This window comes from Pseudomonas sp. NPDC089569 (assembly GCF_050280625.1).
In the GTDB taxonomy this organism is placed as follows: Bacteria; Pseudomonadota; Gammaproteobacteria; order Pseudomonadales; family Pseudomonadaceae; genus Aquipseudomonas.
Window position 1 is genome coordinate 1 of sequence record NZ_JBNNVQ010000041.1, and the last position, 25,710, is coordinate 25,710.

Here is a 25,710-nt window from a genome sequence, read left to right on the forward strand (position 1 = left end):
CATGGGCATGTACTGGCTGTACATGGCCTGGACCGGCTACAAGGCTGTGGATGACACGGTCTGGGCACGCAAGCTGTTCGTGTTCTCGATCTTCACCATCACCGCGTTGAGCGTGGCGATGTCCCTGGACTTCAAGGTACCGACCGAGCTGCTGCTGACGTACGCGCCGTAAGGTTCAGACGCTGTAACGAAAAGCCCCGCCTTCGAGAGAAGAGCGGGGCTTTTTGTTGGGTGTTTTCTGTGGGACCGCGTTGCCGCCATCGCGAGCAGGCTCGCTCCCACAACGGATGTGTGTTGCCTCCAATGTTGAATGCAGCCTCGATCTCCTGTGGGAGCGAGCCTGCTCGCGATGGCGGTGTGTCAGGCGACATTGACTCTGGATGTGACTGCCCCATCGCTGGCAAGCCAGCTCCCACAGCGTTCCGAGCCGTTCACAAACCGCGTGACCGCCACAAAACTTTGTGGGAGCGAGCCTGCTCGCGATGGCGGTGTGTCAGGCGACATTGATGCTGGATGTGCCTGCCTCATCGCTGGCAAGCCAGCTCCCACAGTGTTCCGAGCTGTTCACAAACCGCGTGACCAACGCAAAACCTTGTGGGAGCGAGCCAGCTCGCGATGGCGGTGTGTCAGGTGACATTGACGCTGGATGTAACGACCTCATCGCGAGCAGGCTCGCTCCCACAGGGGATAGTCGGTGGTCGGCTACTTGTGTGGCTTATCCAGCAACCGGAAAAACCGCTCCCGCACCTGCACGTGATCACTGTGCGCCACGTTGAAGCGCAGGAAGCGGTTGGCATCGGCCGCCTTGCTGAGCAAGGCTCCCGGTGTCAGGACCAGGTCTATTTCCAGACCCTTTCTGGCAAGGATTTCGGCATCGAAACCCTCCGGCAACCGCGTCCAGATATACAAGCCTTCCCCCGGCAGCGAGGACACGGAGCAACCGGCTTCTCCCAGCCACGCCGCCACCCGGCTGCTCGATTCATACAGCCGATCCACGGTACGGCGCATGTGTTTGGCGTAACTGCCATCGTCCAGCATCGTGCAGATAATCTGCTCGGCCAGTTCCGAGGTCATGCCGCCGCAGGCCATTTTCAACGTCACCATTCGCGCCGCCAGTTGCGGTGAGAGCACCGCGAAGCTGACACGACTGTTGGCGGTCAGGGTCTTGGAGAAACCGGAGACGTAGGAAACGTTGTCCAGTCCGCCCGCCGCCAGGCGCGGCGTTCTGCGTTGCTGCATGTCGCAGTACAAGTCGTCTTCGAGGATGTGGAAGTTGTAGCGATGGCTCAACTCCAGCAGTCGATACACCTGCGCCGAGGTGAACGAATGCCCGGTCGGGTTGTGCAGGGCATTGTTGGTCATGTAGAGCACGGGACGATGGGCGATCAGCAATTGCTCGAAAGCTTCCAGATCCATGCCGTCGCAATCGCGAGGGATCGTGATGACCTTGGCCCCGTGCCAGACCAGATTGGTATGCATGGTGACGTAGCAGGGGTCGTCAAGCAGGACGGTGTCGCCGGGCTTGACCAGCAGGCGCATCAGCATGTCGATGGCTTGTACGGTATTGGCGGTGGTGATGATCTGGTCAACCGGCACGTCGATGCCCAGGGTCGACATCTTCACCCGCAAGGCCTGGCGCAGTGGCAGATAACCGCTGGCATTGCCGTACTCGCCCATGCGTAGCGTTGTCGCGCGAAGCGTACCGCGCAGGGCTTTGAGCAATTCCTCGGCAGGCAGCCACGAGGAGGGCAGAAAACCGGCTCCCGGGCGCAGCGCGCCATTGTCCTGCAGCACCGCGCGGCGTACCACGCTGAGCGTGTCCTGGGGCAGCAGGTCCGGGCCGGCATGGGTCTGAATGGCGGTGCTGGAGCGGTGCACGTAGTGCCCCGAGCCCTGGCGCGACACCACCAGGCCCTTGGCGCGCAGGCGGTCCAGCGCGTCGACCACCGTGGATTTGCCCACGTGCATCAAGTCGGAGAGTTCGCGGATCGGCGGCAGTCTGGAGCCGTGGGGCAGGCCGCCCTGGCTGATCGCTACCGACAGCTGATCGACGATCTGCTGGACCAGCGGTACGCCGGGCTGGAATTCGATGGCGGCGATGACTGCGCGTTGAACCTGCATTTTACTGGTCTCTCAGGCAGTAAAGTTCGTTGGATTCTATACGAACTTGCTCTGATCAAGACAAGCATCTCTTTTTACCATCGCCTTACGGACTTTTCGGATGATCGGCCTTTTCCGGTCGATCAGTCCCCGGTTTCTCGAGGTGGTGCATGAGTATCGAAACAACGGCCGTCGCAGCCAAACCGGTGATCAACCTGCGGTTGTTCACCATCCGGATCATCACCGCCGTGTCTCTTTTCGCGGTGCTGGGCAAGGCCAACGTCTGGCTCGACACCGCCACCAACAGCATCCTGGCACTGGGTTATCGGGCGTTCCTGCTGCTGTTGCCATTGACGTTGCTGGTCCTGGGGCGTCGGTCCCTGGGCTCCACGCTGCTGTGTGCGGGCATCGGCCTGGTCCTGCTGGCCGTCACCCGCAACCAGGGGGTAGTGATGTTCGCCGCGGCGCTGTTCGCCTACGGCATCGCGATTGCCGGTTACCTGATCAAGAGCGAAGCGGCGCAGACCAAGGAAGGGGCGGCGTACAACCGGGTGGCAATGAACATGGGCAGCCTGCTGGCCGGGTTGATTCTGTTGTCGCCGCTGCTCACCCCGACGATGTTTTTCCTCGGCGCGGCAAGTTTTGTCCTGCTGTGCCTGCCCATCGCCATGGGCGCAACCTTCACCTGCGAAGCCGTCGTCGCCCGTCCCGCCAGTCAGGACGGCAGCGGCTGGCGCAACAAACTGCCGTGGGTGATCGCCGGGATCATCATGGGCATCAAGCTGTTCGGCGTGTTCTCGATCCTGCCGCAGGCGATCCTGCTCAAGACCGGCGAGCTGCCGGCCTGGTACGGCCTGATGCTGATCCTCAACAGCGCCGTGGTGGTGTTCGCACAAGTACCGGTGATGAAGTTCATCGAGGGCACCGGGTGCTTCAAGGTGTTGACGGTGATCGGGATCATTGCCGGCGGTTTTGCCGTGCTCTCTTCGCCCGCCGCGTTCCATGTCGAAACCCTGGTCGGCGCACTGGTCTGGGTGGCGCTGCTGTCCATCGCCGAATGCGCGTTCAGCCACCTCGATTACTTTTCGGTCAAGCAGAACAACATGTTCGTCAAGGAAGTGTCCCTCGGCGTGGGTGCCGGCTTGACCGTATTGATCATGCGGGTCGTCCCGGCGCCCTGGAATGCGCTGGTGCTGGCCGCCATCGGAGCCGGCGGGATCCTGCTCTGGTACTGGCTCAACCGCCAATCCATTGCGTCGTTGCATGACTGAGTCATCGCCGTTTCGGTTTTCACTTTGCAGGTCGGGGGCATTATGAATACGACTTCTTGCGTAGTAGTGGTGGGGTACAACGGCAGTCGGGTGCACGATATCCAGAAGCTGCGCGACCTGTGCAAGTCGCTGTACAACGCGCGGCTGATCCTGCTGGTCGAAAAGATCCAGCCCTATGACGATCAAGTGGCCGATCACGTGTGCAGCACGTCGCTGGCGGAAAAGGACGTGGCGGCGTCACTCGAACTGGTGGTCGGTTGCCTGAAAGCCGACCGTTGGAAGCTGCTCGGCGTGTTGCCGTTCTCCGATCGCGGGGTGTTGCTCGGTGCTGCCCTGGCCAGCCATTTCGGGCTGCCCGGCATTACGCCGGCCGAGGCGCGGGCAGGTTTGGACAAACAGATTTTCCGCACACTGGAAGCGGCTGCCGATGCTTCGCCCGCGACCTATCGTCCGGTGTTTTCAACGCGCGTCGAGAGCCTGCCGGAACTGCGCCAGCGTGTGGTCGAACTGGGCGGCAAGGCCTTCATCAAACCGGCCTGCGAAGGTGCCAGTCGTGGCTGCCGGGTGATCCAGCATCCTTCCGATTGCGATGAGGCCTGGCAGGCGCTCAAACCCTACCGTGAGGGGGGCATCGTGCTCGAAGAGTTGATTCAGAATGCCCGGGAATACAGCTGGGACTGTGTAGCCGGCAGCACCTGGTTGACTGAAAAGACCACCACCGAAGGCGCCTATCGCGCCGAGATCCAGCAAGTGGTGCCCGCCCCCCTGGAGGCGGATACGCATGCCCGGTTGATGGCGGCAGGCCGACACATGGCCAATCTGGTGTCGCAGGATAACGGCGCCTGGCACAACGAAGTGTTCCACAGGGCCAACCGGCTCACGTCGGCAGTGGAAACCAACATGCGCCCCGGCGGCATGCACATCTGGGATCTGGCCAAACGTGCCTTCGTCGATTTCGATCCGTGGGAGCGCTGGGTGCGCTGGGCGGTGGAAGGCACGATCGAACACCAGGAACCGGTCGCCCGCGGCTATTGCGGCATTCGCCTGCTCAGAGCCCCGGCCGGCGGCATCTTGCGGTCGACCCCCGATATCGAAGCCCTTGCCCGGACGTTGAACATGGAACTGGTCGAGGGCCGGTACGCCAAGCGCATCGGCGATTCGGTCAGCGCCCTGGTGAAAGACAACTTCTCCTTTATTGGCCACATCGTGCTGTTCAACGAGGACTACGGACAACTCAGCAGTGATTTGTTGCGACTGGCCGAGGCTGTCGAGTCGCGTATCGGCATCACCAGTCTGGCGACGCCAGCAATGGCGGCCGGTTGAATGGAAGCGATCGATGTTTTTTGCAGTATTGATCAAGAGGATTTACCCATGACTGAACACATGACCTGTGATGAGCGCTTCATCGCACTGGCCAAGGAGTTCGACTACGACATCTATGGCGAAAACACCGCAGGCGGCCATTACGCCCCGCTGATTCGCCATCACGACGAGCTCTACATCAGCGGCCTGGTGCCGCGCATGAACGGCAAGATCCACTATCCGGGCAGAGTCGGGCTGGACCTCGACATGGCCGATGCGCAAGCCGCGGCCAGCATCAGCGCGATGCGCGGTCTGGCGTTGATCGTCGATGCCGTTGGTTCACTGGACAAGATCAAGTCGCTGATTCGCGTGACGGTTTACGTCAAGTCCACGGCGGACTTCGTCGACCTCAGCGAGGTCGCCAATGGTGCGTCGGATGTGTTCAGTCACGTGCTTGGTGATGCCGGAAAACACACACGTACAACCGTCGGTGTTTATCAGTTGCCAAAAAATGCGGCGGTGGAAGTTGATATGGTTGTCGCGTTGCGACCTTCGGTGTTGTAAGTGTTAGTTGTTCTTCTTTACAGTCGCAAGAACCTTGACTAGTGTCTGTGGATTCAAGCCGAAAGAAAAGTTGGTAGCAGAAAATGAGCAGCGTTCAAGGTGCATTTTTTTCATATAAAGACTTTCGTCAGAGTTTGCAGCAGCAGCCGAATACTGCGCGAGTATGGAAGGGCGCCGAACTTGTGGATATGCGCAAGCGCCTGGAAGACAGTGAAGTCGATATAGTAGCGCTGGCCCACGACAACAGCCTTGAAGGCTGCCAGTTGATACCGGGGGTGGCGATGTCCATGCAATGGCTGAAACCGGGTTCGGTGCTCGAAGGCCATGTGCATGCCTGGTGGCATCTGTTCATCATCCAGTGCGGCAGCGGCACGCTGACCCTGGGCGACGCCGAGCCTGCAAGCATCAGTTCCGGCGATTTGTTGCTGGTGCCTGCATGGACCCGCCACGGCTTTGTAAACACCAGTGAAACCGAGCCGCTGGCCATGCTGAACGTCAGTAACATGCCGCAGATGGAACTGCTAACCAATGCTTGCGACAGTATCGGGTTGATCAACCGCCAAGCGTAGTTTTCCTTTCGTTGCCCCCCTTGGGAGTCCGCTTCGGCGCACTCCCTTTTTCTTTTTCGGTGGTTTATTCGAATGCTGCCGAAAATGGCCGATTTCGGGTTTCTGTATCGATGCAAACAGATAATTTCTGTATCTGTTCAGCATTCGACCAACTAACTACGATCCCTCCAAATGCAATGGATTAATGTGTTTAATGCAAAGGTGGGGCTTATGGAAAACAGCAAACTTGAACTGTATGTTGGCGCGGATTTTATTAGCGCCTTTGCGATGTCGGCCTTTGTGGCGCTCAAGGAAAAGCAACTTTCATTCAAATTCGTAACGGTGGATTTGAAGGCGAAAGTTAATTATCAGGAAAGTTATCGCGATCTTTCCCTGACGTGCAAAGTTCCGACATTGGTTCATCAAGGTTTTGCACTGTCGGAATCGTCCGCCATTGCCGAGTACCTGGAAGAGCTCACTCCGGGGCATCCACGACTCTTTCCCCAAGACCCCAGGCAGCGCGCCCGCGCTCGCCAACTTCAAGCCTGGTTGCGCAGCGATCTGCTGGTGGTGCGCAAGGAGCGCCCGTTTGATCTGGTGTACTTCGGCAAAAAAGACACGCCCCTGAGCGACGAAGCCAAGGCGGCGGTCAATCGCTTGTTCTTCGTGGCGGACCGTTTGCTGGAAGAGGGCGCCGAACACCTGTTCGGAGACTGGAGCATCGCCGACACCGACCTGGCAATCATGCTCAACCGACTGGTCGCCAATGGTGATCCGGTCCCGGCGCGACTGGCAGCGTATGTCCGCCGTCAATGGGACCGCGACAGCGTTCGGGCGTGGATGGACATAGAGCGCGTAGCGCCGGCCAACCAGTGACCACTGCCAGCACACACCAGGAGCGCTGCCATGCAGGGAATGTCGGAGCAGGAAAGATACAAACCCTATAACGCACGTACCATCCGCGACACGCCGTACTGGCAGCGTCTGACACCTGCATTGCAGGAGGCCATGACGGTCGTGGCCCGGGTCATGCCGTTTCGCACCAACGAATATGTACTGGGAACCTTGATCGACTGGGACAACATTCCGGACGATCCGATTTTCCGCATGACGTTTCCACACCGGGACATGCTGCTGCCGGAGGAGTATGCGTCGCTCAAGCAACTGATCGAGCGCGATGACGCCGCTGCGATCAAGCAATGCATCGAAGCGATCTGGCTGCGCATGAACCCGCATCCGGCCGGGCAATTGACGCATAACATCGCCAAACTCGACGGAAAAGTCCTGCCGGGCATTCAGCATAAATACCGCGAAACCGTGCTGTTTTTCCCCGGTGCCGGTCAGACCTGTCATGCGTACTGCACCTTCTGTTTCCGCTGGGCGCAGTTCATCGGAGAAGAAGAACTCAAGTTCAACGCACGGGAGTCCCAGGAGCTGGTGAACTACCTGCGTGTGCACAGCGAAGTGACTGATGTGCTGATCACCGGTGGCGATCCGCTGATCATGAACACCCGCTCGCTGGTCGGTTACATCGAGCCGCTGTTGGCACTGCCGCACCTCAAGAGTATCCGTCTGGGCACCAAGTCCGTGGCGTACTGGCCGCAGCGATTTGTCAGCGACAAGGACGCGCCAGAGCTGCTGGCGCTGTTCGAGCGCATCGTCGCGGCGGGCAAGAACCTTTCGATCATGGGTCACTACAACCACCCGGTGGAGCTGCGCCAGGACATCGCCCGGCAAGCCGTCGAGCGCATTCGGGCAACCGGCGCCACCCTGCGCCTGCAGGCGCCGGTGATCCGCCACATCAATGAAAATCCCGCCGATTGGGCGGCGCTCTGGACCGAAGGCGTGCGGCTTGGGGCGGTGCCGTACTACATGTTCGTCGAACGCGACACCGGCCCCAGCCATTACTTCGCGATGCCGCTGGCACGGGCCTTCGAGATATTCCAGGCGGCTTACCGCACGGTGTCCGGGTTGGCGCGCACCGTGCGCGGGCCATCCATGAGCACCTTCTACGGCAAGGTGCTGATCAACGGCATCGAGACCATCGCCGGGGAAAAAGTCTTCGTGCTGCAGTTCCTCCAGGCCCGGGACCCGCAGTGGGTGTTGCGCACCTTCCATGCGCGCTTCGATCCCCAGGCGACCTGGTTCGACCAGTTGCGCCCGGCCTTTGGCGAGCGAGCGTTTTTCTTTCAGACCGAGCCAGAGCTTTTGCTCGCACCGGCACCGGAATTGATACCGGTCCTGCTGCAAACGGCGTAGGGCGATTCTTTAACACCGGGGAGACAAAGACATGAGCGGTATCCCGTTTGATCAGCGCGAAGGATTGATCTGGCTCGACGGTGAGTTCGTCGAGTGGTCAGAGGCGCGCCTGCATGTGCTGACCCATGGCTTGCATTATGCGAGCACGGTCTATGAAGGGGAGCGCGTGTACAACGGCAAGGTCTTCAAGTTGCGCGAGCACACCGAGCGGTTGTATCGCTCGGCGAGCTTGATGGATTTTGCCATCCCGTTCGAACCCGCCGAGCTGGAAGCGGCCAGCCATGAGCTTTTGCAACGCAATGGCGTGGTCGACGGGTATTTGCGCCCGGTGGCCTGGCGCGGCAGTGAGATGATTTCCACTTCGGCGCGTTTCAATCGTGTGCATGTGGCGATCGCCTGCTGGCAATGGCCTAGCTACTTCGACCCGGCGGCGCGCATGGCCGGCATTCGATTGAAAACCGCGACCTGGCGGCGTCCACCGCCGAGCAGCAGCCCCTTTGAAGCCAAGGCCTCCGGGCATTACCAGATCGCCACGCTGAGCAAGCACGATGCGGAAAACAACGGCTACCACGACGCCTTGATGCTCGACTGGCGCGGTCATGTCGCCGAAGCCACGAGCGCCAATGTGTTCTTCGCCAGGGGACGGACACTGTTCACACCGGTGCCCGATTGTTTCCTCGACGGCATTACTCGCCAGACCGTCATCGAGCTGGCCAGGGCGCTGGATTACCAGGTCATCGAGACCACGATTTTGCCTGCGCAACTGGGCGACTTCGACGAGTGTTTCCTGACCGGCACCGCTGCCGAAATCACACCCGTGCAGAGCATCGATGAACAGCACTATCGACCGGGGAACGCCTGTCGCGACCTGATCGCTGCTTACACCTCCACCGTAAACGCCTGAACAACCGCCAGGAATCTCACCATGTCAGATCAAGGGATTGTTGCGTCCAAACCTTATGTTTCCCTGGGCCACCGCCAGGACGAATTGTCGACCCGCGGCTGGACGGTCCTGACCCCGAACGAATTCGACTACGACGTGACCGGCGTCCTGAACGAGTTCGGCACAGTCATTCCGCAGTTCAACGGCCAGATCGCGTTCCCCATTACCCGCAAGCCGGGCTATGAAGACCTGCCGTATTCCCAGAGCATGAACGGCATCGGTCCACACACTGAAGCCCCGGTGTATGGCCCGCCGCCACGTTACCTGGCGCTGCATTGTCATCGACAGGCCACCTGCGGCGGTGGCCACACCGGGCTGGTGGACGGCTACGAGTTTCTGAAATCGCTGGAGCGCACCGAGCCCGAACTGCGCGAATGGCTGCACGACACACCGGTGGAATTCGTTGCCACCGCCAAACCCGGCGAGCCGGACCAGAGCCGGGTCAAGGCGTACATCCTGACCCCGACCGAGCAGGGCGATATTTTCCGCTTCAGCTACAACCAGTTTCACTTTGGCGATGTGAACCCGTCCAAAGAAGCCTTGCAGCATTCCCGGGTGACCGACAGCACGTCGCCGCTGGCCAGGTTCGCGATGCTCGGTGAGGCGTACTTCATCGAACACAACATCCCGGTACTGATTCCCGATGGCTGCATGCTGATCTGGGACAACTGGCGAATGATCCACGCCCGCAGTCGCTACGCCGACCCGGCACGTCACCTGACCCGCTACTGGCTGGCCTGAAAGCTCCGTCACCTTTCTATTCATCGGCGTACCCGTCAGCGGGTACGCGTCCTGTGAGTATCGCGTCATGCAAACAGCAATCGAGATCGCCAAGGTCGATCATCAACTGGTCGTGCGGCTCAATCAGGCCTGGACCCGTCGGGCCACGGTCTGCTCGCCGGAAAAGGCGTCGGTCGAGGAAGTGTTCGATCCCTCGCGCCCGGACTACCCGGAGCGCATGGTGCCGTTTTTCCACCACCCCAGGTTCCAGGCCCTTAGCGAAGAACTCAAAAGCAGCGTGGTGACCTGGGGCTGGATCGGCTACAACCTGCGCACCGTGACGGCCGAGGAACATGTGGTCAACCCGGCGCTGAGCGTCATCGCCAATCAGTACCTGGGCAAGGACGACTGGCATTTCCGCGAAGCGATGCAGCAGACCTTGATCGATGAGCACTACCACACCTTGATGCACCTGCGGGCCATCGAGCGAACCCGGCTCGAGCGTGGGCTCGATCAGCTTCTGGACCTGCCGCCTTCCGTCACTTACCTGCGGCTTCAGGCTCTTCGAGAAACGCTTGCCGAGCAGTGGCAAAAGGATCTGGCGGCGATCACCTTTGCGGTGGTGGCCGAGATCAGCGTCAACGCCTATCTGGATCTGCTGGCGGACGATCAGAGCATCCAGCCGCAAAACCGTCGTGTCGCCGAGCTGCATAACCGTGACGAGTACGCCCACAGCAAAGTGCTCGCTGAAGTGGCCAAGGTCATGTACGCCAACATGTCAGCAGAGAAACAGGCATTTTTCGCACGTACCTTGTCGGTTGCACTGAGTGCTTTTGTTGCCCAGGACTACTCGATGTGGGAGGCGATCCTGACGCAACTGGGTGTGCCCGATGCCGCGCTGATCATTGCCGAGACCCGCGAGAGCAACAAGAACGCGACGATCATGCGTGACTACAGCGGCCTGCATAAGCTGGCGCAGGATCTGGGCATCGGCGAGCAGATCGATTTCGATTTTCGCCCGACCCTCAAAACCACCGCAGCCGCCTGAAGACCGAGGTGTCCATGTCCGTTCCCGTGTACGAAGTATTCGCCATCCGTGTCGGTGCCAACGCCCAGCGCACCGCCCGGGAGAACTTTCTTTACGATGCCTGTTGCGGTGATCCGAATGCGCCGATGCCGCTGGACTACTACTTCTGGGTCATTCGCAACGAGCAGCAGGTGATCGTGGTCGACACCTGTTTCCAACCCGCCACGGCGGATCGGCGCAACCGCCAGATGTATCGCCTGCCGGAAGATTCACTGCGCCAGCTGGACATCGATCCGGCCAGGGTCGAACACCTGATCCTCACCCATTTGCACTGGGATCATGCCGGCAACCTGGGGCTGTTTCCCAAGGCGACGGTGCATCTGCAAGAGGCGGAACTGCGCTTTTGTACGGGGCCGAAAATGACCCATCGCACGGTGAACAAAACCTACGAAGTCGAGGACGTGATGTCGGCGTTGCCGCCGTTGTTCGAAGGGCGCATGCGCCTGCACAACGGCACGGCCCAGGTGCTGCCGGGTGTCACCTTGCATGCGGTGGGCGGTCATACGCCCGGCAGCCAGGTGGTGCGGGTGAACACCGCGCGGGGCTGGATTGTATTGGCGTCGGATGCTGCGCATCTTTGGATCAACATCCGTCAGCGCAGCCCGTTTCCGATTCTCGACGACCTGGCCCAAACCCTCGAAGCCTTCAGCGAGATCGATCGTCTGGCCGACAGCGAAGACCATGTCATCCCCGGCCATGACCCGCTGATCGCTGAACGCTTCCCGCACTGGAATGACGACCCCCATATCATCTGCCTGCACCAACCCCCAACCTGAAAAACACCCTAACCCCTGTAGGAGCGAGCACGCTCGCGATGGTCGTCAACGATAACGCTGGATACCTGACACCCCGTGGTGTTCTCAGGTTTCTCGCGAGCGTGCTCGCTCCTACAGGATGGTGGCTTGGCATTGGGTGTTGAGGATCTGCCCCAAGGTTTGCAAAGCCTCGTCAATCCGCGGCGAATACGGCGTGCCACAACCCATACGCACAAAATTCTTGAAACGCTGGGCATTGGAAAAGATATCCCCAGGGGAAATCAGGATGCCGTGCTTCAACGCTTCATGAAACAACGCCATCGACGAATATCGACGAGGCAGTTCCACCCACAGCAACGTCCCCCCTTGAGGGTTGGTCACGACGGTGCCTGGCGGAAAGTAGCGCAGGATGGCGGCGTTCATTTGCTGGCGTTGCAGGGTCAGGGTCTTTCTCAAACGCCGCAGGTAGCGCTCGTAGGAGGGCGTGCCCATGAAGGCGCTGACCGCCAGTTGCGACAGGGCTTCGCAGCCACGGGTCTGGGCGTGCTTGAGCATTTCCACGCGGTCGTGCCATTTGCCGGCACTGATCCAGCCCAGACGTATGCCCGGTGCCAGGGTCTTGTTCAGTGAAGCGCAATAGATCAGGTTGTCGGTGCGATCCCAGTGCTTGAGCGTGGACAGCGGCTGCTCGGTGTCCACCAGGTCGCCATAGGTGTCATCTTCAATCAGCACGGTGTTGTACTCGGCACATAGCTGCACCAGGCGTGCCTTGTGGGTGTCGGGCATGATGCTGCCCAGCGGGTTGTGCAGGTTGGGAATGACGATCAGGGCCTTGATTGGCTCGGGACCTTGCAGCAGCTGCTCCAGGGCTTGCAGATTGATCCCGCAGCGGGATGAGGCCGGGACTTCCAGCACCCGCAGGTTCAGGCTTTCGAGAATCTGCAGCAAGCCGTAGAAGGTCGGCGATTCCACCGCCACGGTATCGCCGGGACGGGTGACCGCACGCAAGGCCAGATTGATCGCTTCGGTCGCCCCGTTGGTGATCACGATGCGTTCGGCGCTCAGGTGGGTTCTGCTGGTCAGTGCCCGGCGGGCAAGGATATTGCGCAGCGCAAGGTTGCCACTGGTGGGCCCCACCACGTCAAGCAGATGCGGGTTCTGGCGCAGGGTCTTGATCATGTTGTCCTGCAGGGTCTTGAGCGGATAAAGCTGCGGTGCGCAGTAGGCACTGGCGAAATTGACCTTGATCGTCGCTTGCTGGCTGGCCTTGAGCACCGAAGACACCTGCTCGTGGATACCGACGTAGGCCCCGCTATCGGGTGGCGCGGGCGTTGCCGTCGCAACGGGTTTGGCCGGCGTGTCGGGTTGGCGGATGTAATTGCCCGAGCGCGGTCGCGCTTCCAGTACGCCATAGTCTTCAAGCTCCCGGCAGACCTGTACCGCGGTCGACAGGCTGACGGCATGTTTTTCCATCATCAGCCGGATCGAGGGAAACCGTTCACCGGCTTTGAGGGTGCCGCTGCGGATGGCGTCCAGGTAATGGTGGGCTAGCTGACGGTAGAGAGGCGGGGTGTTCATGTTGACCTCGGCAATCGGCACCACTGAGGTCTTTGGCTGGAAAATGAATCGACGCTCCACGGCCTTGATCAGGGCGGGCGGACCCGTGGTGCTGAACGGTTGAGAGACGGTGTTGCTGGCGTCGATACAGGAAGAGTAATCGCGGTTTGCAGGGAAACACGGGCAATAAAAAGCCCCGCGTGTTGGCGGGGCTCCGAGGACAGCGAAGATGGCCGTTATTGTGCGGCGATGCTGTAGCCGGCGAACGCGGTTTGTTGTTGCAGGGCGGTGATGATGTTCTTGCGGTTGGCGGCCTGCTCGACGCCGCTGTTGTCCAGGAATGTCTCGCTTTGCAGCTCGGCTTCCTCGCCCTCGCCAACGAAGGTGAAACCGAGGAATTCCAGGGCCTCGCGGTCGATGTTCAGGCGCGAGCGCGGGGTGCGCAAGGGCAGGGTGACGCTGATGCCGTCCTTGCTGATGGTGAAGATTTCGGCTTCTTTCTTTACCCGCGCGGCTTTGCTTTTGCCGCCGCCGGGGTTGCTGATGGCCAGGTGAGTCTGGTTCAGCACCTTCAGTGCCAGGCCGTAGACGATTTCCTGGAACGCCGGGTCGTCCTTGAAGCTGGACAGGATGCGGCCGATGGAGAACTTGCTGCTCAGGTCTTCCAGGGCGGCGATGTCGGCGGCCTCGGCATCCTTGAGCTGCTTGAGCTGGCCCATCAGTTCATAGGCCTTGTCGTCATCGAAGCTATCGTGAGCCTGGCGTATCGCCGCGCGCAGTTCGCGGATCTGGTCGCTCTCGCGGCTGGACTGAAACGCGTCCAGCACCATCTCGCTGATGGTTTTGGCCTGGGGCAGGTGTTGTGAAAGATTGATGGAGTTTTCGTATTCCGCTTTGGACGACAGGGTGACTACGGATTCAGCGGTGTTGAAATCGGACATTGAAAATTCACTGTTTCTATATCTTGAGTAATGACGAGAAAGCCCGGGGGCCTTTTCAGGCCGACTAGCCTATTGGACCGGGGCGGCATTGTCACGGCCGAGCGGGCGAGTGGACGTAATCCTCGTGACCGGAACGGCCCTGAGGGCCAGGAACACCTGATAAAACCTGATCGAGCGTCCGCAGAACAATCCGGCAACCAGGCCCGAGGTCACCGCCTTGAGCAACACCATCGTCAGGCGCGCCGATTGGTGCGGATGCACCTGGGCCTGATAACCGAAGTAAGCGCTGACGGTAAAAAACAGCAGGTACAGCGCCAGCGTCGTGGTCGTGCCCGGCAGGAGCAATCCGCTTGCCGATTCATCGAGCTGAATGCCCTTGCGCGAAAAAATCACCAGCGCGGCGACACTGGCCACCACCACGGCGACTGACCAGTAGCCCAGCGATAGCAGGGCATTGGACGTCAGGTCGAGGGAATACAGCGACCAGCACAGCAGGAACACCGGGGTGATCAGCAGCGTGATTTTGCTCTCACGGGTCGGGAAGAGGGCTTTGATGCCCAGGTAACACAACAGCAGAAAAACTGCATAAACCCAAAGGGGCGTGGCTTGCAGGAGGGTGAGCATCAGGCAGGGTCCTTTGCCGTTTTTTTTGTGCCCGGATGTTAGCCGTTATGCGGAAAAAAAGCGGCAGAAAAAAGCCCCGTGTTCATGACAAACGCGGGGCTTTTCCTGTTTGGAGGTGTGAGCTGAAGGTTATGAGTGCAGCAGCTTCTGTGCGCGTTTATCCGCCAGGTGCTGAACCACCAGCCGGCCGATCAGCACCAGCAGGGTCAGGCTGATCAACAGCACCGAAATGGCTGCCACGCTTGGATCGACGTTATCGCGCAGGCCGCTCCAGATGCGTTTGGGCAAGGTGTCGACGTCGACGCTGGTGATGAACAGCGTCACCGCCACCTCCTCCCACGACAGGGCGAAGCCCAGCAGGGCGGTGGACGCCAGGCCCAGTTTCAGGTTCGGCAAAATCACCATGAACGTGGTCTGCATCAGGCTGGCACCGAGGTTGCGCGAGGCCAGTTCGATGCGCCGGTCGATCTGGCTCAGGGCGACCAGCATGGTCACCACGCCATAGGGCACGACCATGATCACGTGGGCGATCACCACGCCGGGCAAGGTGTCATAACCCATCCCTGGTGCCAGGCGGCCGAGTTTGGTTTCCATGAAGTACAGCACCAGCGCCGAAATCACCGGCGGAATGGCCATCGGCAACAGCACCAGGCCGATCAGCGCCGTGGCCAGCTTCGAGCGCATGTACCAGATGCCGAGGCTGAAACTGGCTGCCAGCAGCGTGGCAATGACGCTGGTGGCCAAGGCGATGGTCAGGCTCTGGCTGATCGCGTGGAACCAGTCAGGGTTGCTGACCAGCGCCTCATAGTGACGCAACGACCAGTTGCCTTCAGGCATGGACAGGAAGCGTTTGCTGGTGAACGACACCGGAATGACCGTCAGCAGCGGGAACAGCATGAAGGCCATGGCGACCACGGCCAGCATCCGGGTACTCAGGCTTGTGCGATGGGTATTCATAGTGGTCTCAGCCTACCAGTCGATTCACGCGGGTCATTTTCAGCAGCACCCAGATCAAGGCGCTGACCAGGAGCAGCAACACGACGCTGAGCGCGGCACCCAGGCCCCAGTTACTGGTCTGGAACATTTGCAGGAACACGTACTCGGCGATCATCACGGTTTGCCCGCCACCCAACAGCACCGGCGTGATGAAAAAGCCCAGGCAGAACACGAAGACCATGATAAAGGCGCCCAGGATGCCCGGCAGGGTCTGCGGCAGCAGCACTTGCCAGAACGTGCGCAGGGCACCGGCACCCAGGCCGCGGGAGGCCATGAGCACGCGCGAGTCCAGTTGGCGCATGGTCGACAGCAGCGGGAACACGGCATACGGAATCATCACGTGGAGCATGCCGATGACCACGCCGATTTCATTGCGGCTCAGTTGCAAGGGTTGGTCGATCAGCCCCATGTCCATCAGGCCGTTGTTGAGCACGCCGTTGCTGCGCAGGGCAATCAGCCAGCCGAAAGCCCGTACCAGTACGGAAATCCAGAACGGGATGAAGATGCAGATCTCCACCACCCGTTGCCAGAAGGGCGGGCTGAACACCCAGCAGTACGCCAGCAGGTAACCGATCAGCAAGGCCAGACCACTGACCGTCAGGCACAGGCGCAGGGTGCGCCAGAGCATTTCCTGGATCGCTGGGTCCGTGGCGATGCGCTGGTACTGCTCGATGCCAGGCACAGGTAGCGAGAAACTCCAGCCGACCACGCCGAGAAACGGCAGCACATAGAAGACCAGCAGCAGCACCGGCAGCGGAAACAGCAACAAACCGCGTTCCAGCCCCGGCGAACTGAAACGGGGCTTGGGGGCGGACAGGGTTGAGGTCAGTGTCGTAGTCATGGTCGATGGCTCACTTGGACAGCCGCGTCAGATACTCTTCCAGGGCCTTGGAGTAGTTGTCGGCGTACCACTGGGCGTTGAGGGCGATCTGCTTTTTCAGGTTCTCTTGCGAGGCGCAGTTGGCTTCCAGTTGCTTGGCCGACATCAGTTTTTCCGTGGCGCTGTTGGACGGCCCGTTGCCCAGCAGTTCGAACAGCTTGAGCTGCCCTTCGGGGTGCAACGCTTGCTGGATGAACTGCATGGCCGGCTGGGTGCCGCCCGGGTTGCCGTTCAACACCGCCCAGCTGCTGGAGTTGATGAACCCGTTGTCAAAGCTCCAGCGCACGCGGTTGTCGGTGTCTTCGCTGAGCAGCTTGGCGCGGGTGTGCCAGATGGCGCCCACCGACACTTCGCCATCGACCATCAGTTGCTGGCTCTCGGCGCCCGAGCTCCAGAACGACAGGACGTGGGGTTTGATCTCGTCGATCTTCTTCAACGCTCGCGGCACATCCAGCGGGTAGAGCTGATCGGCGGGTACGCCGTCGGCAAGCAATGCCGCTTCGAGCATGCCGTTCATCCACTTGTACAACGTGCGCTTGCCAGGGAATTTCTTCACATCCCAGAAATCGGCCCAGGTCTTGGGGCCGTTGTCGCCGAATTTCGCGCTGTCCCAGGCCATGACATAGCTGAACTGATAGCTGGCGATGCCGAAATCGGAGGAGAGCGCCGGGGCCACCTCATCGCGCTTGATCAGGTTGTAGTCCAGCGGCTGCAGGATCTTTTCGCGGCCCAGCACGATGGCGCTGTAGCTCTCGACATCGACCACGTCCCAGCTCGGTTGGCCGCTGGCCAGTTGCGAGCGGATCGCGCCCTCGGTCGGGCCGGCGCCGTCGATGCGCACCTGGATGCCGGTGTTTTTGGTGAAGGTGTCGGTCCAGGCCGAGCGAAAGGCATTGAGGGCATCGCCGCCCCAGTTGACCACCACCAGCGGCTTGTCGGCCGACCAACTGATGCCGCTGCGCATTGCCAGGGGGACGGCCGCCAGCAGGCCCATGGCCTGTATGAAAGTACGACGGTTGATCTGACCGTCACGGGCCTTTTCGATGAGTACTTCAATACAGTCTTGTTGATGTTCCTGGCTCATGGGCATGTCCTCGTTTGGCGGATGTCACGGGGACACCGGCCTTTGTTGTTGTCGTTGGAAGCGTGCTTTGTGCGGTTTTCTTTGCAGGTTCAGGCCGGCAGCAGGAAGCTTTGCTGCACGGGCCAGCTCAGCCACACCGGGGCACCGCTGGGCATCAGCGCGCCAGGGTGGTTGCCGGGGACGGAGAGGTTGATCGGCGTTTTCTCGCCGTTGACCTTGAGTGCCAGATGGGTGCTGGAACCTTGATAGACCCGGTCGGTGAGCTGCGCGGGCATCACGTTGTAACCCTCGCGGGTCGGGCACTCGCTGTGCAGTTCCATATGCTCGGGGCGCACGGCCAGTACGGTGGGCGCCAGGCCGAGTGCTGTCGGCGCAAGCGCATGCAGCACGCTGCTGCCGCAGCGGCCGCTGGCGGTGTGACCGTTGCGCGTGAGGTTGTCCAGCGGGAACAGGTTCATCTTGCCCAGGAACTCGGCGACGAAACGGCTCTCGGGACGGTTGTAAATGTTTTCCGGCGTATCGACCTGCGTCAGCTTGCCGTGGTTGAAGATCGCGATGCGCGACGACAGTGCCAGCGCTTCACTCTGATCGTGGGTCACGAAGACAAAACTGGTGCCGACCTGGCGATGGATGCGTTGCAGTTCGGTTTGCAGCTGTTCACGCATGTTCTTGTCCAGGGCCGACAGCGGCTCGTCGAGCAGCAGCAGTTCAGGCTCGAACACCAGCGCACGGGCGATGGCGACCCGTTGTTGCTGGCCACCGGACAACTCGGCGGGTTTCTTGTGCATGTGAGCACCGAGGCCGACCACTTCAAGAATGTGCTTGACCCGACGCTGGCGCTCCTCGGCTGCGACTTTGCGGATGCGCAGCGGGTAGGCCACGTTGTCCGCCACGCTCATGTGCGGAAACAGCGCGTAGCCCTGGAACACCATGCCGTAGTTACGCTTCTCCGCAGGGCGCCGGATGATGTCGACGCCGTGCTCCATCAGCTTGCCCGACGTCGGGCTGAGAAAACCGGCCAGGATCATCAGCAACGTGGTTTTGCCTGAGCCGGAAGGCCCCAGCAGGGTAAGGAATTCGCCTTGGCGAACATCGAGATCGACGTTATCCAGCGCAGCGAAACGACCGTAATACTGGCTGATACCTTGTGCGCTGAGCTGAATCGCTGAACGGCTGGACACTATGGAATTCCTCTTTTTATTGCCCGGATGACGTACGAGGACGGAAGCGAATCCGAAACGGGCTTTGAGGCTTATTATTGTTAAAAATATCGCTACATCAATGGAATTATTTTGCCCGTATTGGTTAGTTTTTTTACTCAATATCCCGGTGGATGATCACCAATGAAAACGCGCAAATTCTGCTGCCTGTAGGAGCGAGCACGCTCGCGATGGACGTGAACGATAACGCGGGAATTCAGATGCCCAACGGTGCTCTCTGGTTTTTCGCCAGCATGCTGGCTCCTACAGGGAGGGCCCACCTGTAGGAGCGAGCACGCTCGCGATGGTCGAGAACGATAACACGGGAATTCAGATGCCCAACGGTGCTCTCTGGTTTTTCGCCAGCATGCTGGCTCCTACAGGGAGGGCCCAGCTGTAGGAGCGAGCATGCTCGCGATGGTCGTCAACGATAACGCGGGGAACCTGATGCCCCGCGGTGTTCTTGAGTTCATCGCCAGCGTGCTGGCTCCTACAGGAAATGCGGGGATCAGAGGTGGTCGTGCCAGCTCTGATGAGACGACTGCAGTTGCGTCTTGACCCAGTTGCTGAAGGCCTGGACTGCCGCGCGGTCGGCCTTTTGCGGGTCGGTGGCTAGGTAATAGCCACGGTGCAGGTCGATGGTGATGTCGAACGGACGCACCAGCAGCCCTTTGGCCAGGGCATCGCCGCTGATCAGGTTGTCACCGATGGCGATGCCCTGGCCGGCGATGCAGGCGGACTGCGCACAGTGTGCATCGGAAAACAGGATGCCGCTGGTTGCATTCACTGCCGAGGCGCCAGCGGCGGTCAGCCAGACACGCCAGTCCGAGTAATCGGTCATGTGCAGCAAGGGATAGTTGCTGAGCTCCTGCGGGGATTTCAAACCGCTCAGAGCATTGATCAGGCGCGGACTGCACACCGGGAAGAAACGCAGTGCCACAATTTCCTCAACCACCATTTCCGGCCAGTCGCCAATGCCATAGGCGATGAAAAGATCGACGTTGGGGTTATTGATGTCGTCCGGCGTGCGGGGTGAGATCAACTGCAATTGCACCTGCGGGTACTGACGCAGGAAGGCGCCGATGTGATGGCACAACCAGTAAGTGGCAAAGCCCGGTGCGCAACTGACGCACAACCGCCCGGATATTTCCTGGGCATCGACGGGCTGACCGGCATCGAGCAGGTTCATCAGAATTCCGTGCACTTCCCGGGCATAGCGCTCACCTTGATACGTCAGGCCGATGCCTCGGCCAATCCGCTCGGTCAGGGCGAAGCCGACACACTCCTCGAGCTTGCTGATCTGGTGGCTGATGGCACTGCGGGTCAGGTTCAACTCGCGAGCCGCCACCGACACGCTGCCCAGGCGGGCGATTGCATCCAGCGCGCGAAGGGCTGTCATCGAAGGAAAACGCATAAATCATCCCTTGTGGTTGGAAGTGCTGCCTATGGTGAATGAATTCGAACAGTTAGGCCAAAAAAAATCGATTGTTGTATCGCTTGATTCAACAATACTAGCTCAACGCATGTCGGCCAGCACGGCCGTCGACTCATCATCCAAGAGGTGCTGCATGACCAGTTGTGCCCAGGCGCTCGTTCAGTTGCTGGAAGGCTACGGCGTTGAAAATGTCTTCGGCATTCCCGGTGTGCACACCGTCGAGCTGTATCGCGGCTTGCACGGCAGCCGCCTCAAGCACATCAGCCCGCGTCATGAACAGGGCGCCGGTTTCATGGCCGACGGGTACGCCCGCGCCAGTGGCAAGCCGGGAGTGTGCTTCATCATTACCGGCCCGGGCATGACCAACATCCTCACCGCCATGGGGCAGGCCTATGCCGACTCGGTGCCGATGCTGGTCATCTCCACCTGCAATCGCCGCGAACACCTGCGCCTGGGCCATGGCCACCTGCATGAGCTGCCGGACCAACGTGCCATGGTGGCCGGCGTCTGCGCCTTCAGTCATACACTGCAGCACCCCGACCAGTTGCCGGAAGTGCTGGCGCGGGCCTTTGCCTTGTTCGGCTGTACCCGCCCACGGCCGGTGCACATCGAGATTCCGCTGGATGTGCTGGAAATGCCTGCCGATGGCCTGGATCTGCGCCCGCGTCCATTGCCGGCCGCGCCGGCCCCGGCATCCGAGGGCATCGAGGCTGCGGTCGCCCTGATCAACAGCGCACAACGGCCATTGATTCTCGCCGGTGGCGGTGCTCGCCGTGCCGGTGAAGCCCTGACCCTGCTCGCCGAGCGCTTGCAGGCACCGGTGGCGTTGACGACCAACGCCCGAGGACTGCTGGCGCCGGAACATCCATTGCTGCTCGACGGTGTGCAATCGTCGGCCCATGGTCGCGAGCTGTTCGCCGAGGCTGATGTCGTACTGGCCGTCGGCACCGAACTGGGTGAAACCGATTACGATTTTTTTGGCCTGGGTCCATTGACGTTCAAGGCCCCGTTGATTCGCCTGGACATCGACCCGATGCAAGTGCTCGGCGTGCAGGCGGCTACCGTCGGCCTGCTCGGTGACGCCGAACAGGGCTTGCGTGCGCTGTTGGTGCGACTGGCGCAACGCCAGGCCGTCCAAGGCTGGGCAGCTGAGCGGGTGGCTCGAGTCAACGGCATCGAGCGGGCGGGCTGGACGGCGAAACAGAGCCGGCTGCAGACCTTGCTCGACACCTTGCGTGATCACTTGCCGCAGCCGCTGATCGTCGGCGACTCCACGCAGCCGGTGTACCAGGGTGCCCTGGGTTACCGCGCACCGGCGCCCAACAGTTGGTTCAACGCCGGCAGTGGCTACGGAACCCTTGGCTACGGTCTGCCCGCCGCCATCGGCGCGAAACTGGCGCAGCCCCTGCGTCCGGTGGTGGCGTTGGTCGGCGACGGCGGCTTGCAGTTTTCCAGTGCTGAACTGATCGCCGCCAAAGAGGCGGGCATCGGGGTGATCCTGCTGGTGTGGAACAACACCAGTTACGCCGAAATCCGCGACTACATGAATGCCAAGGCCGTGCCCTTGCTGGGCGTGGACATCCTCACGCCGGACTTCGCCACCCTGGCGCAGAGCTGCCATGTGGCCCATCACCGGGCACGCGATCCGGAAGGTTTGCGCCAGTTGCTGGGGCAGCTCGGCAATAGCCATGAACCGGTAATGATCGAGGTCGACGCCACAACGTTTCTGGCGGACTAAAACAACAACAATTTTTCAGGTCGCCGATTCGCCCAGCGTGCGGTGGACCTTTCAATCTCCCTGAACTCAAAGGTGGCTTACATGGCCGAGTCCGATAACTTTTCCTCTACCCATTCCGTGCAGGGGACCTACGCCGACCTGATCCTGGCCAACGGTCGTATCTACACACAGGACCCGGCCAGGCCGTGGGCCGAGGCCGTGGCGATTCGCGATGGCAAGTTGATCGGGGTCGCCAGCAGCAGCGAACTTGAGATGTTCAAGGGCCCGAACACGCGGGTGCATGACCTGCAAGGCGCGTTCTGCATGCCTGGCCTGCACGACATGCACACGCATCCGGACCTCGCGCTGGCGCCGCGCTACGCCGACGACCTGGATGTCGGCATCGAAGACCCGACCCCCGAACAGTTGCGCCAAAGCATCCTTGCCTACGCCGACAGTCATCCCGGCGACGGTTGGATCTATGGCCAATACTGGGTGCGCTACACCTTCCGCGAGGCGGGTCTGACGCCGGGCCGCGAGTGGCTGGACAGCGTCATGCCGGACCGCCCCGTGGCACTGCTCGATCGCATGTGGGGCACCATGATGGTCAACTCCAAGGCGCTGGAGCTGGCCGGAATCGACCGTCACACATCGGACCCGCGCAACGGTTATTTCGAGCGTGACGAACTGACCGGCGAACCCACCGGCCTGATGATCGATGGCGCTTACGCGATGATCCACGCCGCGATGCCGCCGACGCCGGTGAGCGTACTGCGTCGTGCCTATCGCGATGGCGTGCATTTCCAGAGTTCGCGCGGCGTGACCGCAAGCAAGTACGTGCATGTCTGCGAACAGCGCCTGCAAGCCTTGAAAGAACTGGACGACAGCGGCGAGCTGACCGTTCGTATCGAAGCCGCCATCAGTTGGCAGGACGATATCTTCCCGGTGCGCCGTCGCTGGGAATTGCTAGCCGGCGAACGTCACTACTACCGCAGCGCACGCCTGAGCGCCAACGCCGTGAAGTTCCACTTCGACGGCACGGTCGAGCCGAAATCCTCGTACCTGCTGACCCCGTGGCCGCAGGAAAAGAGCTGGCGCGGCAAGCTCAACCTGACCCCCGAGCACATCACCGACATGGTGGTGGACATGGACCGCAAGGGCATCCGCGTGATCGCCCATTGCACCGGTGACGGCGCGTCCGACGTGTTCCTCGATGCGGTGGCCGAAGCCCGCCGTCGCAACGGTTTCAGCGGTGTACGCCACCAGTGTGCCCACAGCACCTTGCTGCATCCGGGCAACCTGCCGCGCTTCAAGGAGTTGAACGTGATTGCCGAGTTCTCCCCGGCGGCCTGGTATCCGACACCGTTCGCCAGCGGCGCGCGTTCCGGTTATGGCCAGGAACGCCTCAAGCGCATCTATGATTTCAAGGGCGTGCTCGCCGCTGGCGGTACTGCGGTGATGGGCACCGACTGGCCGGTGGCGTCCATCGACCCATGGCTGGCGCTGGAAACCATGATCACTCGGCAGAACCCGTGGAACGACGACCCAGCATGCTTCGGCGACCCGATCAGCCTCGAACAGGCGCTGAGCGTGATCACCAGCAACGGGGCGGTGGCCATGGGGCTGGAGCACAGCACCGGCAGCCTGCAAGTGGGCAAGTCGGCGGACCTGATCGTGATCGACCGTGACCTGTTCGCTGCGCCTGCCCGCAACTACATCCACAAGACTCAGGTGTTGCTGACCTTCGTTGAAGGGCAACTGGTCTACGACCGCCACTCGACACTGCAAGCGCTCGGCCTGAAGGCCGTCTGGCAAGGCGAACCACCGGTGCTGGAGGGCAAGGCAGAATGACTTCCCCACGTATCGCCGTGACCGTCGTTTCGGGATTCCTCGGCGCCGGCAAAACCACCTTGCTCAACCGTATGGTGCGCCGCGCCGAGGGCAGTCGGCTGGCGGTGATCGTCAACGATTTCGGTGAGCTGAACATCGATGCAGCCATCGTTTCGGAGGTCACCGATGCGGTATACAGCCTGCAAAACGGCTGTATCTGCTGCACGGTGCAAGAAGACCTGCTGGCGCAACTGGGCAGCCTGGCGCAACTGGAGCCGCGCCTTGAGCGCATCGTCATCGAGTGCAGCGGTGTGTCCGATCCGCAGCGCATCGTCCAGACCCTGGCCTATCCGCAATTGCGCAGCCAGATGCAACTGGACATGGTCATTACTGTGGTCGACGCCACCCGTCACCTGCAACTGGAGGGTGAGTACGCACGCCTGGCCAGGGCCCAGGTGGCTGCGGCCGACTTGCTGCTGTTGAACAAGACCGATCTGGTCGACGAGGCGCAATTGCAGGCATTGCGTGAAGCCCTTGGCGAGCGGACCCGCGTGCATGAAAGCGTACAGGCGCAATTGCCCGACGCGCTGTGGCTGGAGACCGATCTGGAGCTGGAGCCCCGCGCAGTGAAGCCACTGACACGGGTTTCCACCGGCGATCATGGCGAGATGTTCAGCAGCTGGCTCTGGCAGAGCGATGCGGCACTCGATGTCGAGGGGCTGCGTGGCTGGTTGCGCGCACTGCCCGGCGATGTGTTCCGGGTCAAGGGACAGGTGGTGCTGGCGCCGGACCGCAAGGCCCATTGGCTGCAACATGTGGGCACACGCAGTCAGTTTTCGCCGGTAACCGAAGGCGGGCTGGCCGGCACCACCCGGTTGGTGTTCATCGCTCGCCGCGATTTCAATGGCTGGGAGGCACTGGGGCAGGGGCTGGAGGCTTGCCAAGTGACGGGGGAGGCGCGGACATGAACCCGACGGAACAAAGGCTGCGCGAGGAGCTGGCGGCCTGTTATCGCCTGATTGCGCACTTTCGCATGACCGATTTGATCTTCACCCATATCTCGGTGCGTCTGCCGGGGCCGGAGCATCATTTTCTGATCAACCCTTATGGGCTGATGTTCGATGAGATCACGGCGTCCAACCTGGTGAAAATCGACCTCGATGGCCATGCCGTGGAGCCGTCTGCCTACCCGGTCAACCCGGCCGGCTTCGTGATTCACAGTGCGATTCACGGCGCCCGCGAAGACGCGCAATGCGTGCTGCACACCCACACAAAATCCGGGTGCGCAGTCGCGGCCTTGAAGTGCGGTTTGTTGCCGGTGAACCAGATTTCCATGGAGTTTTATGGCCGGGTCGCCTACCACGACTACGAAGGCGTGGCGCTGGACCTCGGCGAGCAGCAGCGGCTGGTGCAGGACATGGGCGACAAACCGGTGCTGATGCTGCGCAACCATGGTTTGCTGACCGTCGGCGAAACCGTCGGCCAGGCGTTCATGCGCATGTACTACCTGGAAAAGGCCTGCGACATTCAACTGGCCGCCCAGGCTGCCGGTGAACTGGTGTTGCCGCCTGCCGAAGTCTGTGAACACACCGAACGCCAGTTCAACGACCCCGGACGGCCGCTGGAAGAAGGCGAACTGGCCGACCCGGATGCCATGCAACTGGCCTGGGCGGCGTTGTTGCGGTTGCTGGCGCGGGTGGCGCCGGGGTATCGGGACTGATCCCAGGTTTGCGTTGAATGGGACGGCCTCTTCGCCTGTAGGAGCCAGGCTTGCCGGCGAAGAACGATGACGCGGTGCATCGGGTACACCTCAGCGCCTGCTTCGCGGGCAAGCCTCGCTCCTACAGGCGAAGAACGATGACGCGGTGCAGCAGGTACACCACAGCGTCTGGTTCGCC

The 25,710-nt window shown here is 61.0% G+C and carries 23 protein-coding genes and 1 pseudogene; 15 read left to right on the forward strand and 9 right to left on the reverse strand.

Going from position 1 to position 25,710, the window contains the following annotated elements; translation table 11 throughout:
- Nucleotides 1–172, forward strand: a pseudogene (locus ACQKP2_RS17320) (heme o synthase); the annotation flags it as partial.
- A gap of 530 nt (nt 173–702) precedes the next feature.
- Here ACQKP2_RS17320 and ACQKP2_RS17325 read toward each other — a convergent pair.
- On the reverse strand, nt 703–2,121 hold the full coding sequence (locus ACQKP2_RS17325) for a PLP-dependent aminotransferase family protein (protein WP_427578126.1): 1,419 nt from the start codon (nt 2,119–2,121) through the stop codon (nt 703–705).
- Between the two features lie 149 nt (nt 2,122–2,270).
- Here ACQKP2_RS17325 and ACQKP2_RS17330 point away from each other — a divergent pair, with 149 nt between their 5' ends.
- The 10 genes from ACQKP2_RS17330 to ACQKP2_RS17375 all read left to right on the forward strand — a co-directional run bounded on the left by ACQKP2_RS17330 (nt 2,271) and on the right by ACQKP2_RS17375 (nt 11,570).
- On the forward strand, nt 2,271–3,371 hold the full coding sequence (locus ACQKP2_RS17330; RefSeq protein ID WP_427578127.1) for a hypothetical protein: 1,101 nt from the start codon (nt 2,271–2,273) through the stop codon (nt 3,369–3,371).
- Nucleotides 3,372–3,413: 42 nt separating this feature from the next.
- Nucleotides 3,414–4,694, forward strand: coding sequence for a biotin carboxylase (locus ACQKP2_RS17335; RefSeq protein WP_427578128.1), 1,281 nt, complete (start codon nt 3,414–3,416; stop codon nt 4,692–4,694).
- Nucleotides 4,695–4,742: 48 nt separating this feature from the next.
- On the forward strand, nt 4,743–5,237 hold the full coding sequence (locus ACQKP2_RS17340; protein WP_427578130.1) for a RidA family protein: 495 nt from the start codon (nt 4,743–4,745) through the stop codon (nt 5,235–5,237).
- Nucleotides 5,238–5,320: 83 nt separating this feature from the next.
- The gene (locus tag ACQKP2_RS17345; RefSeq protein ID WP_427578131.1) at nt 5,321–5,806 is read left to right on the forward strand and encodes a cupin domain-containing protein; all 486 of its coding nucleotides are present in this window, start codon (nt 5,321–5,323) and stop codon (nt 5,804–5,806) included.
- Nucleotides 5,807–6,016: 210 nt separating this feature from the next.
- On the forward strand, nt 6,017–6,661 hold the full coding sequence (gene yfcF / locus ACQKP2_RS17350) for a glutathione transferase (RefSeq protein WP_427578133.1): 645 nt from the start codon (nt 6,017–6,019) through the stop codon (nt 6,659–6,661).
- A 30-nt stretch (nt 6,662–6,691) separates the two neighbouring features.
- Nucleotides 6,692–8,044: a KamA family radical SAM protein gene (locus ACQKP2_RS17355; RefSeq protein ID WP_427578134.1), complete on the forward strand. Its 1,353-nt coding sequence runs from the start codon at nt 6,692–6,694 to the stop codon at nt 8,042–8,044.
- 31 nt (nt 8,045–8,075) lie between these two features.
- The gene (locus ACQKP2_RS17360) at nt 8,076–8,948 is read left to right on the forward strand and encodes a branched-chain amino acid aminotransferase (RefSeq protein ID WP_427578136.1); all 873 of its coding nucleotides are present in this window, start codon (nt 8,076–8,078) and stop codon (nt 8,946–8,948) included.
- A 21-nt stretch (nt 8,949–8,969) separates the two neighbouring features.
- Entirely contained in the window at nt 8,970–9,728 is a 759-nt protein-coding gene (locus ACQKP2_RS17365; protein WP_427578138.1) for a TauD/TfdA family dioxygenase, read from the forward strand.
- A gap of 67 nt (nt 9,729–9,795) precedes the next feature.
- The gene (locus ACQKP2_RS17370) at nt 9,796–10,755 is read left to right on the forward strand and encodes a diiron oxygenase (protein WP_427578139.1); all 960 of its coding nucleotides are present in this window, start codon (nt 9,796–9,798) and stop codon (nt 10,753–10,755) included.
- 14 nt (nt 10,756–10,769) lie between these two features.
- Entirely contained in the window at nt 10,770–11,570 is an 801-nt protein-coding gene (locus tag ACQKP2_RS17375; protein WP_427578140.1) for an N-acyl homoserine lactonase family protein, read from the forward strand.
- Between the two features lie 111 nt (nt 11,571–11,681).
- Here the strand turns inward: ACQKP2_RS17375 and ACQKP2_RS17380 are convergent, their stop codons facing one another.
- From ACQKP2_RS17380 to ACQKP2_RS17415, 8 genes are all read right to left on the reverse strand, one after another.
- Entirely contained in the window at nt 11,682–13,127 is a 1,446-nt protein-coding gene (locus ACQKP2_RS17380; RefSeq protein ID WP_427578142.1) for a PLP-dependent aminotransferase family protein, read from the reverse strand.
- Nucleotides 13,128–13,342: 215 nt separating this feature from the next.
- Nucleotides 13,343–14,047, reverse strand: coding sequence for a hypothetical protein (locus ACQKP2_RS17385; RefSeq protein ID WP_427578143.1), 705 nt, complete (start codon nt 14,045–14,047; stop codon nt 13,343–13,345).
- Nucleotides 14,048–14,116: 69 nt separating this feature from the next.
- Nucleotides 14,117–14,671: a hypothetical protein gene (locus tag ACQKP2_RS17390; RefSeq protein ID WP_427578145.1), complete on the reverse strand. Its 555-nt coding sequence runs from the start codon at nt 14,669–14,671 to the stop codon at nt 14,117–14,119.
- 129 nt (nt 14,672–14,800) lie between these two features.
- The gene (locus tag ACQKP2_RS17395) at nt 14,801–15,628 is read right to left on the reverse strand and encodes an ABC transporter permease (protein WP_427578146.1); all 828 of its coding nucleotides are present in this window, start codon (nt 15,626–15,628) and stop codon (nt 14,801–14,803) included.
- Between the two features lie 7 nt (nt 15,629–15,635).
- A complete protein-coding gene (locus ACQKP2_RS17400) occupies nt 15,636–16,508 on the reverse strand; it encodes an ABC transporter permease (RefSeq protein ID WP_427578148.1) in 873 nt (290 codons plus the stop codon).
- Between the two features lie 10 nt (nt 16,509–16,518).
- Nucleotides 16,519–17,631, reverse strand: coding sequence for an ABC transporter substrate-binding protein (locus tag ACQKP2_RS17405; RefSeq protein ID WP_427578149.1), 1,113 nt, complete (start codon nt 17,629–17,631; stop codon nt 16,519–16,521).
- Nucleotides 17,632–17,720: 89 nt separating this feature from the next.
- Nucleotides 17,721–18,812: an ABC transporter ATP-binding protein gene (locus tag ACQKP2_RS17410; protein ID WP_427578150.1), complete on the reverse strand. Its 1,092-nt coding sequence runs from the start codon at nt 18,810–18,812 to the stop codon at nt 17,721–17,723.
- 526 nt (nt 18,813–19,338) lie between these two features.
- Nucleotides 19,339–20,244: a LysR substrate-binding domain-containing protein gene (locus ACQKP2_RS17415; protein WP_427578151.1), complete on the reverse strand. Its 906-nt coding sequence runs from the start codon at nt 20,242–20,244 to the stop codon at nt 19,339–19,341.
- A gap of 154 nt (nt 20,245–20,398) precedes the next feature.
- On the opposite strand from ACQKP2_RS17415, the gene ACQKP2_RS17420 reads away from it, so the two are divergent.
- The 4 genes from ACQKP2_RS17420 to ACQKP2_RS17435 all read left to right on the forward strand — a co-directional run bounded on the left by ACQKP2_RS17420 (nt 20,399) and on the right by ACQKP2_RS17435 (nt 25,532).
- Nucleotides 20,399–22,003 carry a 5-guanidino-2-oxopentanoate decarboxylase gene (locus ACQKP2_RS17420; RefSeq protein ID WP_427578152.1) on the forward strand — a complete coding sequence of 535 codons (1,605 nt, stop codon included), beginning with the start codon at nt 20,399–20,401 and terminating at the stop codon, nt 22,001–22,003.
- An 81-nt stretch (nt 22,004–22,084) separates the two neighbouring features.
- Entirely contained in the window at nt 22,085–23,833 is a 1,749-nt protein-coding gene (locus tag ACQKP2_RS17425; RefSeq protein WP_427578153.1) for an amidohydrolase, read from the forward strand.
- Nucleotides 23,830–24,780, forward strand: a complete 951-nt coding sequence (locus ACQKP2_RS17430) for a CobW family GTP-binding protein (RefSeq protein ID WP_427578154.1) — start codon at nt 23,830–23,832, stop codon at nt 24,778–24,780. Before ACQKP2_RS17425 ends, ACQKP2_RS17430 begins: the two co-directional genes overlap by 4 nt.
- Entirely contained in the window at nt 24,777–25,532 is a 756-nt protein-coding gene (locus ACQKP2_RS17435; RefSeq protein ID WP_427578156.1) for a class II aldolase/adducin family protein, read from the forward strand. Before ACQKP2_RS17430 ends, ACQKP2_RS17435 begins: the two co-directional genes overlap by 4 nt.
- Nucleotides 25,533–25,710: the final 178 nt, after the last annotated feature.